The following is a 15,604-nucleotide window of genomic DNA, read 5'->3' as shown; positions in this document are numbered from 1 at the left end:
TGGTCAGTCCTGACTGCAGGAGGTGTTCGCTCGGAAGTCATCCGCCGAGTTGATCTGGGCGCGGACCCTGATGGCCTCGTTGATCCAGGCACGGGCCTGCTCCACGGGCACGCCGTTGAGTTGACTGCCGTCGCGGAAGCGGAAGGAGACCGCGTTCTTGGAGGCATCCTCCTCGCCGGCGATCAGGATGAAGGGGGCCTTGGACTTGGCCGCGTTGCGAATTTTCTTGCCGAAGCGGTCGTCGGAGCGGTCGATCTCGCAGCGGACCATGTCGTCGCGCAGCTCGTCCAGCAGATGCTCCAGGTGGGGGGCGAACTCGTCGGCCACGGGCACGGCCTGCACCTGGACCGGGGCCAGCCAGGCCGGGAAGGCGCCGGCATAGTGTTCCAGCAGGATGGCGAAGAAGCGCTCAATGGATCCGAAGAGGGCCCGGTGGATCATGACCGGCCGCTGGTGGGAGCCGTCGGCGGCGATGTACTCCAGCTGGAAGCGCTCGGGCAGGTTGAAGTCCAGCTGAATGGTGGAGACCTGCCAGGTGCGCCCGATGGCATCGCGGGCCTGGACGGAGATCTTGGGCCCATAGAAGGCGGCGCCCTCGGGGTCGTCAACCAGTTCCAGGCCAGAGTCCTTGGCCACCTCGGCCAGGGTGTTGGTCGCCTCCTCCCAGACCTCGTCGGAGCCGACGAACTTGTTGGGATCCTTGGTGGACAGCTCCAAGTAAAAGTCGTTGAGGCCGAAGTCCTTGAGCACCTTGAGCACGAACTGGAGCAGGTTGGTCAGCTCACCCTTCATCTGGTCCCGGGTGCAGTAGATGTGGGAGTCGTCCTGGGTCAGGCCGCGCACACGGGTCAGGCCGTGGACCTCCCCGGACTTCTCGTAGCGGTATACGGTGCCGAACTCGAAAAGCCGCAGGGGCAGCTCCTTGTAGGAGCGCTGGCGGGACTTGAAAATCAGGTTGTGCATGGGGCAGTTCATTGGCTTCAGGTAGTAGTCGAAGCCCTGGCGGGTGACCTTGCCCTTGGAGTCCTTCTCCTCGTCCAGGTGCATGGGCGGGTACATGCCGTCCTTGTACCACTGCAGGTGGCCCGAGATCTCGTAGAGGTGGCCCTTGGTGATGTGCGGGGTCTGCACGAAGGAGTATCCGTTGCGCCGGTGCATTTGCCGGGAGTAGTCCTCCATGGCGTTGATGACGGCTGCGCCCTTGGGGTGGAAGACTGGCAGGCCGGGGCCGATTTCGTCCGGGAAGGAGAAGAGGTCCATCTCGGCCCCCAGCTTGCGGTGGTCGCGGCGGGCGGCCTCCTCCAGACGGGCGGTGTAGGCTTTCATGTCGTCCTTGTTGGCCCAGGCGGTGCCGTATATGCGCTGAAGCATGGGGTTCTTCTCGTCCCCGCGCCAGTAGGCGGCGGCTGTGCGCATGAGCTTGAAGCAGCGGATGTAGCGGGTGTTGGGCAGGTGGGGGCCTCGGCAGAGGTCCTTCCAGACCGTGTTGCCCTCACGGTCCAGGTTGTCATACATGGTCAGCTCGCCGCCGGTGGCCACCTCGGTGGCCTCCTCGCTGTTGATTTCGGCCTCCTTGGCACCGATCAGCTCCAGCTTGTAGGGCTGGTCGGCCTCCTCCTTGCGGGCCTCCTCCTCAGTGACAACGCGCCTGCGGAAGCTCTGGGAGGACTTGATGATCCGCTTCATTCGCTGTTCGATCTGCTTGAGGTCGTCGGGGGTGAAAGGCTTGTCCACGTCGAAGTCGTAGTAGAAGCCATCCTTGATGACCGGGCCGATGCCCAGCTTGGCGTCAGGGCGGATCTCCTGGACGGCCTGAGCCATGACGTGGGTGGCCGAGTGCCGCATGATGGCCAGTCCCTGGTCGCTCTCCAAGGTGATGGGCTCGACCTCGTCGCCTTCGTGCAGGGGTGTGCAGAGGTCGCGTGGCTGCCCGTTGAGGTCAACGGCGATGATGTCCTTGTCGTCAGCGAAAAGCTGGACGCCAGTCTGATCCGCCGCCACCTCCTTTCGTTCGCCCTTGACGATGATGGAGATGCTCGACTGTGTCATGAATGCCGTCCTTGCTATCGGAGCCCGCGTTACAGGGTGCAGGCTGGACATGGTTATCGAGCCACAGCCTAGGTCGTCACTCAGACAAGGAGGGGCCTTTGTTGCCCATGGAGCGCAGATAATCCTCGGCTTCCCGGACCAGCTCTTCGGCAGCCGGCTCGTCTACCTGGGCCTGGTCGACATCCATCTCCAGACGGTGTACGTAGTTTGCCAGGTCGTCATTGCAGCGCAGCAGCATTCCGGCCTGGGCCTTCCACTCGGCTGCCTTGCGGGGCAGCTCCCCCTCGTCAAGGTGGACCCCAAGCATGGCCGAGAGCCTTTGCAGGAGCTGCAGGGTGCCCTGGGCGCACTCGTCGCTGCCCAGGTACTGGGGCACGGAGACCCAGATGGATTCGGTGCTGTAGCCGTCTTGGGTGGCCAGGGCATCCAGAACAGTGGGGATGCCTATTGGGCCGGAGTGTCCGTCGGTGTCGGTCTTCGGCTGGTCACCAGCCAGATCGTCAATGGGCAGAGGCCTGGTGTGGGGGCAGTCGGCAAACATGGCACCCAGGGTGATGATGGCATCCGCCTCATCGTCTTCGGCCCAATGGATGCTGCGCCGACAAAAATCGCTCCAGTGGTAGTTGGGCTCCGGGCCCATCTCCAGCAGGAGGGTGTGGGTGTCATCAATCTGCACTCGGTAGATCTTGGTGGAGGGCCAGATAATCCGACGCCTACCCTGCACATGGCAGAGCATGGGCCGTGACATCTGGTAGTCGTAGAACCCGTCGCCTGGAATGCTGCCGATCTCGTGGGACTCGTAAACGTTCAACAGGTGGCGGATGACGTTGGTCGAGGCTGAGCATGCGTCGTTCCAGCCGTCGAAGGCGGCCACCATGGTGCAGTGCTGCCTGGCTTCTTCACTCATATCTCTCACCCTACCGGTAGGAAGCCTTGTATAGCGTGGCTTTGCCGTCAGCGGAGGGTGGCTCTATGACGCGGCGACACGCTCTTTTTGCCAAGTGCTGGGGTCTACGCTACAGTAGTGCAACGTGCTTCGGCTGTCACTACTAGGGTGAGGGTTGAATGTGCGGGCATAGCTTAGTTGGTAAAGCGCGACCTTGCCAAGGTCGAGACCGCGGGTCCGAGTCCCGTTGCCCGCTCGAGGTTTCGAGCAGTTTAACCAATACGGTGGGTTAGCCAAGCGGTTAGGCAGCGGCCTGCAAAGCCGTATAGACGAGTTCGACTCTCGTACCCACCTCTCTCTCGAAACGAGAATGACCCGGGCGGTTGGCGCAGAGGTAGCGCACTTCCCTGACACGGAAGGGGTCACTGGTTCGAATCCAGTATCGCCCACGAGGATCACTTCGGTGGTCTTTCCCAATCCGGGCGATTGGCGCAGCGGCTAGCGCACTTCGTTCACACCGAAGGGGTCGCAGGTTCGATTCCTGCATCGCCCACCTGGATGCATAGTCTTTCTCCGTCTTCTCTCTGAAAATCCATTAGCAGGCAGGGAAGTTTGATCCGCTTTTTGTCCTATCGGGCTCTTCTGGTCATGGGCTTTTTGGTAATAATTTATTTGTGGTGGTTCAAACCGGTTTTCTCAATGCCGCGGCAAGGCTTTGGCCTCCTGTCTTGGGCGTCTCCCATCGACGGACATCCGATATTCCCCTGTTTGAACCAGATCGTGCGCTCTATTTCCTGCCTGCTGCGAGTTCGGCCGATGGACGTCATTCGTATTAGGGTCAGACTTTGAACCGAACGCTTGGCATGTCCGTGGCTTTGTGATAATTTACTCTTATCTGCAGGTCGGGGGACCCGCCAGAAACAGGAGTAACCCGATGTGTCCTTAACGAGGTGATAACATGCAGAAAAGCCGGGGCCTATGAGGGCAAGTTGTTGCCGTGGCTGAATCTGCCATTCCCCCCACAGCTTGAGGAAACCGTGGACTCTTTGTTCTACCTATGTGATACTTGCGTGGCCCGCGTGTAGGGTCGCGTTCCGGTTGTCGTGCAATTCACGGCGGCCGTGTTGTAAAGCTCCCCCGGCGGCGCAGAATTATACCCCCCTCTCCTGCCGCCGGGGGTTTTACTTATTAGCTGTTTTGGTCCCTATTTCAGGGCCTGCAGGTACCGGTAGAGAGTGGGAATGGATATTCTGAGCTCGGGTGCCACAATTCCTACCGCGCCCTTGATCAGGAAAATGCCCCGGTCCTTGATGTCGCTGATGATGTTCAGCCTGTCCTGTTTGGTCAGCTTATCCATGGGAATGTTGAACTGGCGGACCGCCTCCCTGGTGATCCTACGGATGTTCTCCTGAGGCTCTTCAGTCATGTGGCTGCGGGAGGCCTCTGTGGAGATCTGCACATCGTCGGAGTCGGTTTCGGTCAGAGTCTGCAGCACATGGGCCGCCTGCTGCAGCTCGGTGATGTTGATGCTGATGCAGAGCAGGCCGATGACGGTTTGCTGCCTGTCGTGTATCAGGTATGAGGAGACGCGGAACTCGTGCATGTTCAGGCGGCGCCCGCGGTAGTCGGAGACGAAGTCGGCCCCATCGCGTTCGGCCCGCATGGCCAGTTGGCGGGTCTGGTTGGTCACGGTGTCGCCCAGAGTGCGTCCGGAAAGCTGACCATTGCGAATAAACACTATGGTATTCTCGAGGCGAGTGATGTCATGCACGGCGATCTCGGCCATGGGGCCGAAGGAATCGGCCATGAATTCTGCAAGGGGAAAAATCTCTTCAAGGTTGTCAACTGTGAAATGCATGGCTGATCCTCAACATCCTAACAGGGCGGTTTGCGGCCGCCGGTTGGTGCTGCGGGAAGCGAAAGGCTTGGGAGGGAGTGATATGTTCCATTACTTCTATACCTGCCAGACGGCTTCCTCTAGTTCCGTATACTAGACCTTCTCTTTTGCCCTTCGGTTCCCGGTCCGCCGTCCATGGCCCAGCTGATCCACGGGGGTAACCAAGCGCCGAGGGATTTTCATGTTAACGCAAGATGATGGTTAAAAGCTGCTTTTGCTGCCCGGCTGATCGTCCGGGGCGGGTGCCTTTTATGACCGATATTCCTGAATCGGGCATGTGGAGTAAGTACAGATTCCCAAAAATCCCGGGAAAGTCAATGATTCCGGAAGCTGATTGCTGGTCCTCGTTATGGATTTCAGGCAGGATGTGAACTCAATGTGAGCCTGATCACGTGTGTCGATGTCTGAAGGCCCTGAAGTCTGCCATGCCCTGGATGGCCGCATGGCCTTGTTTGCCATTTACTATGAGGAGGGGCATCAGCACTAGTGCCGTCATGAGCTATTACAGGCCAAACCTATATGGCACAACCGTTGCAAATCTCCCAGAAAAAATCGGGATCCCCCGTTGGCCGCGCAATGCATGCAGGTCTGTGTGCTGACTCCACTGCCGCGAAACCAGGGCAGTACATGAAAGAATGCTGTCACGCGACATTGGGATCGTCTGATCCTCGACGAAGTTCTTCATCAGGGGGTCAGCTGGCTGCAACGCCGCCCACGGCAGGCAGGGCGCCGACCATGAGCATGATGGCCACGAAGATTGCCAGGCCGATTCGGTAGATGACAAATCCCCGGTAGGAGAAGCGTGAAACGATCTTCAAAAAGGCGATGATAACGATGTAGCCCAACAGAAAGCTGACCACGGTGGCGCAGATGGTGGCCCCCCAGCCGGGGAAAGCAGCATCTGCATTGATGTTTTTCAAGGACTTGACCGTCTCTAGGATTCCGGCGCCGAAGACGGCGGGAATGGCCATGAGGAAGCTGACCCGGGTTGCGGCCTCGCGGGTATAGCCCAAGCCGCGGCCGAAGGTCATGGTGCCGCCCGAACGGGATACGCCGGGGATCAGGGCCAGCATTTGCCCGATGCCGAAGAGCAGGGCGTCACGGGCGTTCATCTGCCGGATCTCCTTGGTCTGACGGCCATGGCGGTCGAAGTAGTCCAGCAGCAGGCCAAAGACGATCAGTACCACCACGGTAATCCATAGATTACGCAGCTTGGTCTCGATTATCTTCTGGAAGAGCAGTCCCGCCACGACGATGGGCAGGGTTCCCAGGATGATGTACCAGCCCAATGCTGCGTCATGGTCCTTGGAGCCCATCCGCTCCCGCCAGGAGGAGCCGTCCTTGCCAGCCAGGCAACGGAACCAGTGGGTCAATATGCGGACAATGTCATGCCGAAAGTAGAGCAGAACCGCCAGCTCGGTGCCGAATTGGATGATGGCTGTGAAGGCCGCGCCCGGGTCCTGGCCCAGCAGGCCACCCACAATGCGGATATGGGCGCTGGATGAGACGGGAAAATACTCCGTCAGGGCCTGCACCAGGCCGAACAGAATGGCTTCGAAGAAATTCATGGACCCCTCTTGCTATGTCGGACAACAATGGCAAGCATAGCCACCGCGCAGGGCAGGAAGAGCCAAGGGCCGGGCATGTCTCGCAGAATGCCCACAATGGATCTTGTCGGAATCGACGACTCGACGATTAGGGGTGTGGATCATCATGGCCAAGACCTACAGAAAATCCAGGGGCGGGGCCCCGGCGGGATTCTTCGAGTGCGAAGGGCGCGGTCTGCAATGGCTGGGCCAGGCTCAGGCGCAGGGCGGTCCCCGAGTGGTGGATGTCTACGACTGGGGCCCGGACTATTTGGACATTGAGGAGGTAACCTCCGCCTCCCCCACGTCTGGCGCGGCCTACCGCTTTGGCGCCCAGCTGGCCCATATGCATGATGCCGGGGCCGACCACTTTGGCTCTGCGCCCGAGGGCTACACGGGCACCTGCTACTTCGGGCCCCTGCAGGATCCACTGCCCATGGACGTGGGCGCCTGGGACGACCCGGCCACCTATTGGGCCAAGGGACGGCTGGAGCCCATGGTGGGCATGGCCATGGATCGGCGGGCGCTGAACCGCGAGGACATGGAGATGACCCAAGAAGTGATCCAGGCCCTGCCGGAACTGCTGGGTGCCGCCGCCAATGACAAGCCCGCCAGGGTCCACGGGGACCTGTGGAGCGGCAACGTCATGTGGGCCAGGAAAGACGGGCAGACACAGGCTGTCCTGATCGACCCTGCGGCCCACGGAGGCCATCGTGAGGAAGACTTGGCCATGCTGCAGCTGTTCGGCATCCCCTACCTAGGGCAGATTCTGGACGGCTACCAGAGCGTGCATCCCTTGGTGGCCGGCTACCAGAACCGGACTACGCTCTGGCAACTCTACGCCATCGCCGGGCACTGCGCCTTCTTCGGCGGCGGCTATGTGAGCGAATATCGGTCCATGTGCCGGTCGCTGCTGGGATGAATCAGCTGAAGATGTCCTTGAGCTTGCCGAAGATTCCCTTGCGGCCTCCGGCTCCGGCAGGCTTGGCGCTCTGCGGGACCTGCTTGGCTTCGGAGTCGTGGCTGTCGGCGAAGTCCTCAATCAGGCGGCGCTGATTGTCGTCCAGCTTGGTGGGGATCTGGACCAGCACGTGGACAATGATGTCGCCGCGCTCCTCCCGGTTGCCCAGTCTGGTGACACCCAGGCCCTTGATGGTGATCTCCTGGTCGGGCTGGCAGCCGACGGGGATCTCCACCTGGCGCTGGCCGTCGAATGTCTCTAGGTCCACCTGGTGGCCCAGCACGGCCCAGGTCATGGGCACGGCGATCCAGCAGTGCAGGTCCTGGCCACTGCGAGTGTAGTGTTTGTCGGGCTTAATGGCGATGTCCACGTACAGGTCGCCGGCCGCTCCGCCGCCTTCGCCCACCTCGCCTTGGGAGGCCAACCGCAGGCGTGAGCCGTCAGCCACGCCTGCTGGCACGTTGACGCCCACCTCGCGGCGGGTGCGTACACGGCCGTGGCCGTTGCAGACCGGGCAGGGGTGCTCGATGACGGTGCCGTGGCCCTCACACCGCTCGCAGGGAGCCTGGCTCATCATCTGCCCCAGCAGGGTCCGCACCACCTTCTGGGCATAGCCCTTGCCATGGCATACAGGGCAGGTCACCGGGGAGGTCCCCTTCTGGGCCCCCGATCCGCCGCACTCCTGACAGAGGCCATAGGTGCTGATGGGGGTGCGTACAACGCCGCCGAAGATGGCGGTCTTCATGTCCACAGAGACCTGGGCCAGGGCATCCCGACCGGGTTGGGTGCGCGGAATGGGCCCCTGGGTCGTGCCCCCGAAGCCGCCGCCGAAGAACTGGTTGAAGACGTCGCCCATGTCAAAGGGGCCGGCTCCCTGGGAGGCCTGGGGGTCATTGGGGTCCACGCCCGCGTCGTACATGCGCCGCTTCTCAGGATCCGAGAGCACCTCGTAGGCGCTGTTGACCTCCTTGAACTTGTCCTCGTATTCAGGCCCGGCGATGTCCGGGTGGTACTTGCGGCTCATTTTGCGATAGGCACGCTTGATGTCCTGATCGCTCGCGCCGCGCTCGACTCCCAAAACCTCGTAGTAATCTGCCACCGATCATCCTTTTCGTTTGATGCCCTCTCGACCCATAGTTGCATGGGCCCACGATACCTATGACTTATGCCGCTGCCTTAACGGTCATGGCTCCCCGTCGCCGGCCAGGAAACCGGTCAAATACGAGGCCACGGCACGAACCGCGCTCATGGTAGCCGGATAGTCCATATGGGTCGGGCCGATGGAGCCTACGAAGGCCACTGGCTCGTCGGCTTCCGAGCCGTCGGTCTGCCTGGACCTGGCATGACCGTATCCACTAGTGACTACTGAGGCGTGGACTAGCTCGGGAGTCCGGGTCTCGGTGCCGATTGCCACGCTGACCCCGTTGCTCTCGCGCGAAAGCTCGCTCTGGGCCCGCATGAGCCGCATGAGCACCACCTGCTCCTCCAAGGCGTCCAGCAGCGAGCCCAAGTCCCCCAAGGAGACGGCCTGGCTGTGGGTCAGCTGGGAGGTGCCGGCCATGTAGAGGCCACTGGTCTGCTCTCGGGTGGCCATCTCGTCGAAGACCGCGGCCACCAGGCGCAGCGTGGACTTGTCGCGGCCCTCGGTAAGGGAGTCGGCCAGTATGCGGCAGCGGTCGGCTGCACGGTCCAGGGGCAGGTCCTGGCACTGCCGGTTGATCTGGTCGGACAGGCCCGCCAAGGCGTTCGGGTCCTCCTGCAGGGGCCCGTGCAGGGTGCGCTGGACCACCCGGCCGGTATCGGTGATTACCACCATAAGTACGGTCCCCCGGCTCAGTCCTATAAGCTCGGCCCGGCGCAGGTTTGAGCTGGCCAGGGAGGGCGAGGCCACCACGGCGATCTGCCCGGTGATCTGAGCCAGAAGCTGGGCGGCGTGCTGCAGGGTGTCCTCCAGGTTGACCGACCCGGACAGGAAAGCGTTGATGCCCCGGCGCTGGGCGGAGGACAGGGGCACGATGGTGGCCAACCTGTCGACGAAGTAACGGTAGCCCTTCTGGGTGGGGATGCGGCCGGCGGAGGTGTGGGGCTGAACCAGGTAGCCCTCGCTCTCCAGGGCCGCCATGTCGTTGCGCACGGTGGCGGAGCTGACTCCAAGCTGATGACTTCTGGTGAGCGAACCCGACCCCACCGGCTCACGAGAACGAATGTAGTCCTCGACAACCGCCCGCAGCACCAGCATGCGTCTGGTATTAGGCAATGTCGCTTCTCCCGTCATGGTTTCATTATTAGCACTCGGGCCAAGAGAGTGCCAAAACGTCGCGCGAAGAGCCGAATTGTGTCGTCTCAAACCGATACGATGGAAACGCATTGTGAAGGTAACCGAACATTTTCGACACAAGTCGAACATGGAGACCTCTAGATTGGAAGGAAAGCAGCACCATATGGCAGATTTCACATGGTCCGAACTCGATGAGCGGGCTGTCAAGATGGCCAAGGTCCTCTCGGCCGACGCGGTCGAGAAGGCCGGAAGCGGCCACCCTGGCTCCCCTATTTCGCTGGCGCCCATCGCCTACGCGCTCTACCAGCACTTCATCCGTCACGATCCCAACGACCCCGACTGGGTTGGGCGTGATCGGTTCATTCTTTCCGGCGGCCACGCCTCGCTGACCCAGTACGTGCAGCTCTACTTCTCCGGGTACGGACTGACCCTGGACGATCTGAAGCGCTTCCGCACCGCAGGCACCCGGACCCCCGGCCACCCCGAGTACGGCCTGACCCCCGGCATCGAGATGACCACCGGCCCGTTGGGCCAGGGTCTGGCCTCGGCTGTGGGCTTCGCCTATGGTCAGCGTTACGAGCGTGGTCTGCTGGATCCTGACGCACCCGAGGGGCAGTCCCCCTTCGACCATAAGGTCTGGGTCATCTGCGGCGAGGGCGATGTCGAGGAGGGCGTCTCCTCCGAGGCCAGCTCCTTGGCCGGCGACCAGCGCCTAGGCAACCTGACTGTCATCTTCGATGCCAACCACATCCAGATCGAGGGCGACACCCGCATCTCCCTGGGCGAGGACATCCTCAAGCGCTACCAGGCCTACGGCTGGTACACAGACGAGTTCAGCTTCATCCAGCCCGACGGCTCCTACAAGGAGGACGTCGAAGGCCTGGCTGCCGTCCTGGAGAAGGCCGAGCAGGTCACCGACCGGCCCAAGTTCATCAAGGTGGACACCCTGATGGCCTGGCCGACCCCCGGTAAGACCAACGATCCTTCAGCCCACGGCTCTGCCCTGGGCCCCGAGGCTGTCGCCGCCCTGAAGAAAACCCTTGGTTACGACCCTGAGCAGAGCTTCCAGATCGACGAGGAGGCCCTGGCTCACGCACGCGAGGTCGCTCAGCGCGGCCTGGCCGCCCACAAGGACTGGGACGAGAAGTTCCAGGCTTGGCGCAAGGCCAACCCCGACAAGGCTGCTCTCTACGACCGCATCCATGCCGGCAAGCTGCCCGAGGGCTTCGACAAGGCCCTGGACGACCTGGAGGCTGGCTTCGAGCCCGGCTCCAAGGTGGCCACCCGCAAGGCTTCCGGCGCAGTCATCAACGCCCTGGCCCCCATCATGCCCGAGCTCTGGGGGGGATCCGCTGATCTGGGCGGCTCCAACAACACCAACATCAACGGTGCTGTCTCCTTCGCTCCCGAGGCCGACGAAACCGTTCAGTGGCCCAAGGCCAGCAAGTACGGCCGCCAGCTGCACTTTGGCGTGCGCGAGTTCGCCATGGGCGCCATCACCAACGGCATCCTGTTGGGTTCGGACACCAGGCCCTACAACGGGACCTTCTTCCAGTTCAGCGACTATGAGCGCCCCTCGGTGCGTCTGGCGGCTCTGATGGACATCCCCAACTTGTATGTGTGGACCCACGACTCCGTGGCCCTGGGCGAGGATGGCCCCACCCACCAGCCCATCGAGCACCTGACCGTCATGCGTGCCATCCCTCAGATGGAGGTTGTGCGCCCGGCCGACCAGTATGAGACCGCTGAAGCTTATCGCGCCTTCTTCGAGAAGGGCAACACCCACCCCACAGCCATGATTCTCACCAGGCAGGGCGTGCCCACCTTGAAAGAGACCAAGGCCAAGGCCCGTGAAGGCGTTCGCAAGGGCGCCTATGTGCTGGTCGACACCGAGGGCCAGCCGGATGTACTGATCATGGCCACCGGCTCCGAGGTGCAGCTCGCTGTAGCTGCCTCCAAGACCCTGGCTGAGCAGGACGTCAAGGCCCGTGTCATTTCCGTGCCCTCGCTTGAGTGGTTCGAGGAGCAGGACGACGAGTACAAGGAAGCTGTTCTGCCCGTCTCCGTCAAGGCCCGCGTCTCGGTTGAAGCTGGCCTGGCCACGCCCTGGTACAAGTACCTGGGCAGCTATGGCAAGCCCGTCTCCATAGAGCAGTTCGGTCTGCAGGGCAGCGGCGACGAGAACATGCGTGACCTGGGCATCACCGCCGATCATGTGGTCGAAGCAGCACAGGCATCCCTGGAGGAAGTCCGTCGGGCACGCTGAACCCGGCATCGTGATTAATCGGGGGCCGTCCGCGATGCCGGCCCCCTCCCCTGCAAAACACGTCCGAAACGCGGGCCTGGGGGAATACAGCAATAGACTTCCCGGTAGAGCATAGTGAATGTGATTCTATCGGGAACCCAAATAAGGAGTGACAAGATGGCAGAAAATGCAAACACCCAGCGCACCAGCGATTCAGGTGTCTCGATCTGGCTGGACGACCTGAGCCGCACCCGCATCGAGTCGGGCAATCTGCAGCAGCTGATCGCCGAGCGCAATGTGGTGGGCGTGACCACCAACCCCTCGATTTTCCAGAAGGCCTTGAGCCAGGTGGGCCCCTATGACGAACAGCTCAAGCAACTGGGTCGCATACCCGTTGAGGAGGCCGTCCGCGAGCTAACCACAACCGACGTGCGTAACGCCACCGACATCTTCCGCGAGGTTGCTGAGAAGACCGATTACGTGGATGGACGCGTCTCTATCGAGGTCGATCCTCGTCTGGCCCACAACACAGAAGAGACCGAGAAGCAGGCCGAAGAGCTCTGGAACAAGGTCGACCGGCCCAACGCCATGATCAAGATTCCCGCTACCCTAGAGGGCCTACCCGCCATCACCGCCACCCTGGCCAAGGGCATCTCAGTCAACGTGACCCTGATCTTCTCCCTGGAGCGCTACAAGCAGGTCATTGATGCCTTCATAGAGGGCATGGTCCAGGCTGACAAGAACGGCCATGACCTGAAGCACATGGGCTCGGTGGCCTCCTTCTTCGTCTCCCGCGTGGATACTGCGGTTGACAAACTGTTGGAGGCCAACGGATCTGACGAGGCCAAGTCCCTGGAGGGCAAGGCCGCTGTGGCCAATGCCCGCCTGGCTTATGAGCTCTTCGAGAGGGCTTTTGACAACGATCCTCGCTGGGCTGGCCTGGAAGCCAAGGGAGCCAAGCGTCAGCGTCCGCTCTGGGCCTCCACCGGCACTAAGAACGCCGCCTACTCCGACTGCAAGTATGTGGACGAGCTGGTGGCCCCTGACGTGGTCAACACCATGCCAGAGAAGACCCTGAATGCTCTGGCTGATCACGGCAATGGCGCTCCCTCGGTCAAAGGCACCTACCAGGAGAGCCACCAGGTGATGCAGAAGCTGGCCGACCTGGGCATCAGCATCAAGGACGTGACCGACAAGCTGGAGGCCGATGGCGTCGCCGCCTTCATCGACTCCTGGGATTCGGTCCTCTCCGACGTACAGAAGGGCATCGATCGCGTCAACGGCTGAGCGCCTGACTGACAGCCGTCGCGAGCGATTATCGATTGTGCCCCGCAGGTTCAAACCTGCGGGGCACAATCGATATCTCAACAAAAATCCAAGTAGATATGCGACTACTCTTATACGACTACTCTGTCTTGGTCTCTTCGACCACCTGCTGCAGGGCGGCAATCAGGGCGGGGCTGTCGTTGGGCAAGTTCAACCTGGTCAGGGTGCCGCCAGCTGATTCAATGGCCCTGGTCAGCTCAATGTCCACGTCATAACAGATTTCCAGGTTGTCAGCGATGAAGCCGATGGAGGCGGAGACGATGGTCTTCATGCCGCTCTTGGTAATCAGATCCTTGGCCACATTGACGAAATCAGGGCCGATCCAAGGCTCCTGGGTGCGGCCTGCCGACTGCCAGGCCAGCACGTACTGGTCCTCATTGAGGTCGGCGGCCTGAGCCACGGCATTGGATAGGCCGATGACCTCATCCTTGTAGGGGTCCCCTCCTTGGATGATGCGCAGGGGCAGTGAGTGGGCGCTGAAGATCACCTTGGTGTCCGGCCGGTCGGTCAGATCCTTCATGGCCACCAGCTGATCGCTCCAGAAGCGGATCAGTGCCTGGTGGTTCCACCAGGACCGCACCGGCAGGTATCCTATGCCCGGATGGGACTCGATGGCCCTGCTGGCACGGTTGTGGTAGTCCTCGCTCGAATATGAGGAGTATTGCGGGGCAAGGGGCAGGCCAATAACCCTGGTGATGCCATCGGCGGCAATCTGGTCGACCGCATCCTTGATGAAGGGGGCGATGTATTTCAAACCTTCGTAGACCTTGTAGGCGCCGGGATGGGCCTTGTCCAGCGCAGCCTGAAGACCGTCGCGCTGGGCCGTGGTGATCCTGGCCAGGGGCGAGGGCAGACCGATGGCCTTGTAGCGGCCGACCAGCTGGTCCATGAGCGGCTTGGGCGGCTCCTGCCCGTGGCGGATGTTGGTGTAGTACCCCTTTATGTCGGACTCCTGGTAGGGGGTGCCGTACGCCATGAGGAGGACAGCTGTAGATTCAGTCATCAGCAACTTCTTTCTGTGAAAATGGAATGCAGTATGCCAGGCCGATATTGACCAGGGCTATGACGATGACCACCAGGAACATGTTCCTGTAAGAGGCCAGTCCAGCCTGTCCGCCCACCTTGCCCAGTTCAATGGCCGAGGCGAAGAGCAGGGGGGCGATGGTGGTGCCGATTTTCTTACAAGCGGACAGCCCGCCTATGGCCTGCATACGGTTTTCGGGCCCGGCCAGCCTTCCGGCGATCACCTGGAGCGGCGAGGACATCATCGAGCCCATGCCGACCCCCATCAGGAAAGACAGCAGCATGAAGAGCTGCAGATTGTGCAGGGTCAGGGTGATCATCAGGGCCATCAGGCCTATCAAAGACGATGAGAAGACAAGCGTGGTCCGGTAGCCGAACTTGTCGACCAGCAGCCCGCCCAGCCAGGACCCGACCACAGAACCGAGCCCGACGCCAACCATGACCATGCCGGCCGAACGGACCGGGAGCCCGAAGACTGAATGGACATAGGTTGGAATGTATACGAAGAGGGAGAAGAACATGCCTCCCAGCATTCCCAGCAGCAGGGTGAGCCCATAGGAGGGCAGCTTCAGCAGGCGGATGGGCAGGAAGGGCATGGTCTCGCTTGAGCCGCCCAGATTACGCTCATGCAACAGGAATACCGCGCCGGCCATCACTGCGACCAGGAGGCATCCGATGATCAGGAGCAGGTAGGTGGTTCCGTACTGGAGGAAGGTGATTGCTACCATCAGCAGGGCCAGAGCTACGCTGAAGGAGCCCAGGCCCAGGTAGTCGGTCTTCCAGGCGCGGTCGGTCTGGGAATCGCCCATCATGAACCAGGCCAGTATGAACAAAATGGCTAAAAAGGGCAGCATCATGAAGTAGTAGGCACGCCATCCGTGGGTGATGCCCAGGAGCATGCCCGAAAGGACCGGGCTGACCATGGCGGAAAGGCCGGCGATGATGCCCACCGTGGAAACCTTCCTGCCTTGGCTGTTCCTCCGGGCGCGCTGCAGAAGGACGTTCATGGACAGGACCATGATGCCGCTGTCTCCCAGAGACTGGATGAACCGGCCCAGCAGCATGACTGCATAGTTGGGTGAGACCGCCGTCATCAGACATCCAAGGAACCAGAAGGCCAGCTCCCAGAGGAAGACCTTCCTGGTCCCGTGGGCATCGGAGAGGTTGGATGTGATGGGAGTGCCCACCACCAGGCCCAGGGTGTACAGGCCAACCACCCAGGAGGAGCCGATGGTGGTCAGGCCGAAGGTCCGTGTGATGGACGGCATCATGGTCGGCACCGCTCCCCCATCCAGCTGGGTGATGAAAACGATGACCATGAAGAACCATAAGGGCGTGGCGAGGATTGATCTT

11 protein-coding genes and 4 tRNA genes are annotated in these 15,604 nt (G+C 61.5%); 7 read left to right on the top strand and 8 right to left on the bottom strand.

What is annotated here, in order from left to right; genetic code table 11:
* Nucleotides 1-3: 3 nt before the first annotated feature.
* Together thrS and J3T92_RS04555 are read right to left on the bottom strand one after the other, a co-directional pair.
* Nucleotides 4-2,049, bottom strand: coding sequence for a threonine--tRNA ligase (thrS, locus tag J3T92_RS04560; protein WP_267399959.1), 2,046 nt, complete (start codon nucleotides 2,047-2,049; stop codon nucleotides 4-6).
* Nucleotides 2,050-2,125: 76 nt separating this feature from the next.
* Nucleotides 2,126-2,956 (bottom strand): PAC2 family protein, encoded by an 831-nt coding sequence (locus J3T92_RS04555; protein ID WP_267399958.1) that lies wholly within the window; start codon nucleotides 2,954-2,956, stop codon nucleotides 2,126-2,128.
* 162 nt (nucleotides 2,957-3,118) lie between these two features.
* Between J3T92_RS04555 and J3T92_RS04550 the strand changes: the two genes are divergently transcribed.
* From J3T92_RS04550 to J3T92_RS04535, 4 genes are all read left to right on the top strand, one after another.
* Nucleotides 3,119-3,191: transfer RNA gene (locus tag J3T92_RS04550), tRNA-Gly, on the top strand.
* A gap of 27 nt (nucleotides 3,192-3,218) precedes the next feature.
* Nucleotides 3,219-3,289, top strand: a tRNA-Cys gene (locus J3T92_RS04545).
* Between the two features lie 23 nt (nucleotides 3,290-3,312).
* Nucleotides 3,313-3,384: transfer RNA gene (locus J3T92_RS04540), tRNA-Val, on the top strand.
* Nucleotides 3,385-3,415: 31 nt separating this feature from the next.
* Nucleotides 3,416-3,488, top strand: a tRNA-Val gene (locus J3T92_RS04535).
* A 651-nt stretch (nucleotides 3,489-4,139) separates the two neighbouring features.
* Here the strand turns inward: J3T92_RS04535 and J3T92_RS04530 are convergent.
* Both J3T92_RS04530 and J3T92_RS04525 read right to left on the bottom strand, forming a co-directional pair.
* Nucleotides 4,140-4,793, bottom strand: coding sequence for a helix-turn-helix transcriptional regulator (locus tag J3T92_RS04530; RefSeq protein ID WP_267399957.1), 654 nt, complete (start codon nucleotides 4,791-4,793; stop codon nucleotides 4,140-4,142).
* A 731-nt stretch (nucleotides 4,794-5,524) separates the two neighbouring features.
* Nucleotides 5,525-6,400, bottom strand: a complete 876-nt coding sequence (locus J3T92_RS04525; RefSeq protein ID WP_220235834.1) for an undecaprenyl-diphosphate phosphatase — start codon at nucleotides 6,398-6,400, stop codon at nucleotides 5,525-5,527.
* Between the two features lie 145 nt (nucleotides 6,401-6,545).
* Here J3T92_RS04525 and J3T92_RS04520 point away from each other — a divergent pair, with 145 nt between their 5' ends.
* Nucleotides 6,546-7,340, top strand: a complete 795-nt coding sequence (locus tag J3T92_RS04520; RefSeq protein ID WP_267399956.1) for a fructosamine kinase family protein — start codon at nucleotides 6,546-6,548, stop codon at nucleotides 7,338-7,340.
* Between the two features lies 1 nt (nucleotide 7,341).
* Here J3T92_RS04520 and dnaJ read toward each other — a convergent pair whose 3' ends face one another.
* Together dnaJ and hrcA are read right to left on the bottom strand one after the other, a co-directional pair.
* On the bottom strand, nucleotides 7,342-8,478 hold the full coding sequence (gene dnaJ / locus J3T92_RS04515; protein ID WP_267399954.1) for a molecular chaperone DnaJ: 1,137 nt from the start codon (nucleotides 8,476-8,478) through the stop codon (nucleotides 7,342-7,344).
* Between the two features lie 84 nt (nucleotides 8,479-8,562).
* On the bottom strand, nucleotides 8,563-9,636 hold the full coding sequence (gene hrcA / locus J3T92_RS04510) for a heat-inducible transcriptional repressor HrcA (RefSeq protein WP_267400256.1): 1,074 nt from the start codon (nucleotides 9,634-9,636) through the stop codon (nucleotides 8,563-8,565).
* Nucleotides 9,637-9,820: 184 nt separating this feature from the next.
* Between hrcA and tkt the strand changes: the two genes are divergently transcribed.
* On the top strand, nucleotides 9,821-11,923 hold the full coding sequence (gene tkt, locus J3T92_RS04505) for a transketolase (protein ID WP_267399952.1): 2,103 nt from the start codon (nucleotides 9,821-9,823) through the stop codon (nucleotides 11,921-11,923).
* A gap of 156 nt (nucleotides 11,924-12,079) precedes the next feature.
* The gene (gene tal / locus J3T92_RS04500; protein ID WP_267399950.1) at nucleotides 12,080-13,189 is read left to right on the top strand and encodes a transaldolase; all 1,110 of its coding nucleotides are present in this window, start codon (nucleotides 12,080-12,082) and stop codon (nucleotides 13,187-13,189) included.
* A gap of 118 nt (nucleotides 13,190-13,307) precedes the next feature.
* Here tal and hemH read toward each other — a convergent pair whose 3' ends face one another.
* Together hemH and J3T92_RS04490 are read right to left on the bottom strand one after the other, a co-directional pair.
* The gene (gene hemH, locus J3T92_RS04495) at nucleotides 13,308-14,231 is read right to left on the bottom strand and encodes a ferrochelatase (protein ID WP_267399948.1); all 924 of its coding nucleotides are present in this window, start codon (nucleotides 14,229-14,231) and stop codon (nucleotides 13,308-13,310) included.
* Nucleotides 14,224-15,570 (bottom strand): MFS transporter, encoded by a 1,347-nt coding sequence (locus tag J3T92_RS04490; protein ID WP_267399946.1) that lies wholly within the window; start codon nucleotides 15,568-15,570, stop codon nucleotides 14,224-14,226. The genes hemH and J3T92_RS04490 overlap by 8 nt, the downstream gene beginning before the upstream one ends.
* Nucleotides 15,571-15,604: the final 34 nt, after the last annotated feature.

Origin of the sequence: Bifidobacterium sp. B4081 (assembly GCF_026537335.1) — a bacterium.
Taxonomy (GTDB): Bacteria; Actinomycetota; Actinomycetes; order Actinomycetales; family Bifidobacteriaceae; genus Bombiscardovia.
The sequence above is the reverse complement of the archived record's forward strand: the minus strand, read 5'-3'. Positions and strand labels throughout refer to the sequence as shown.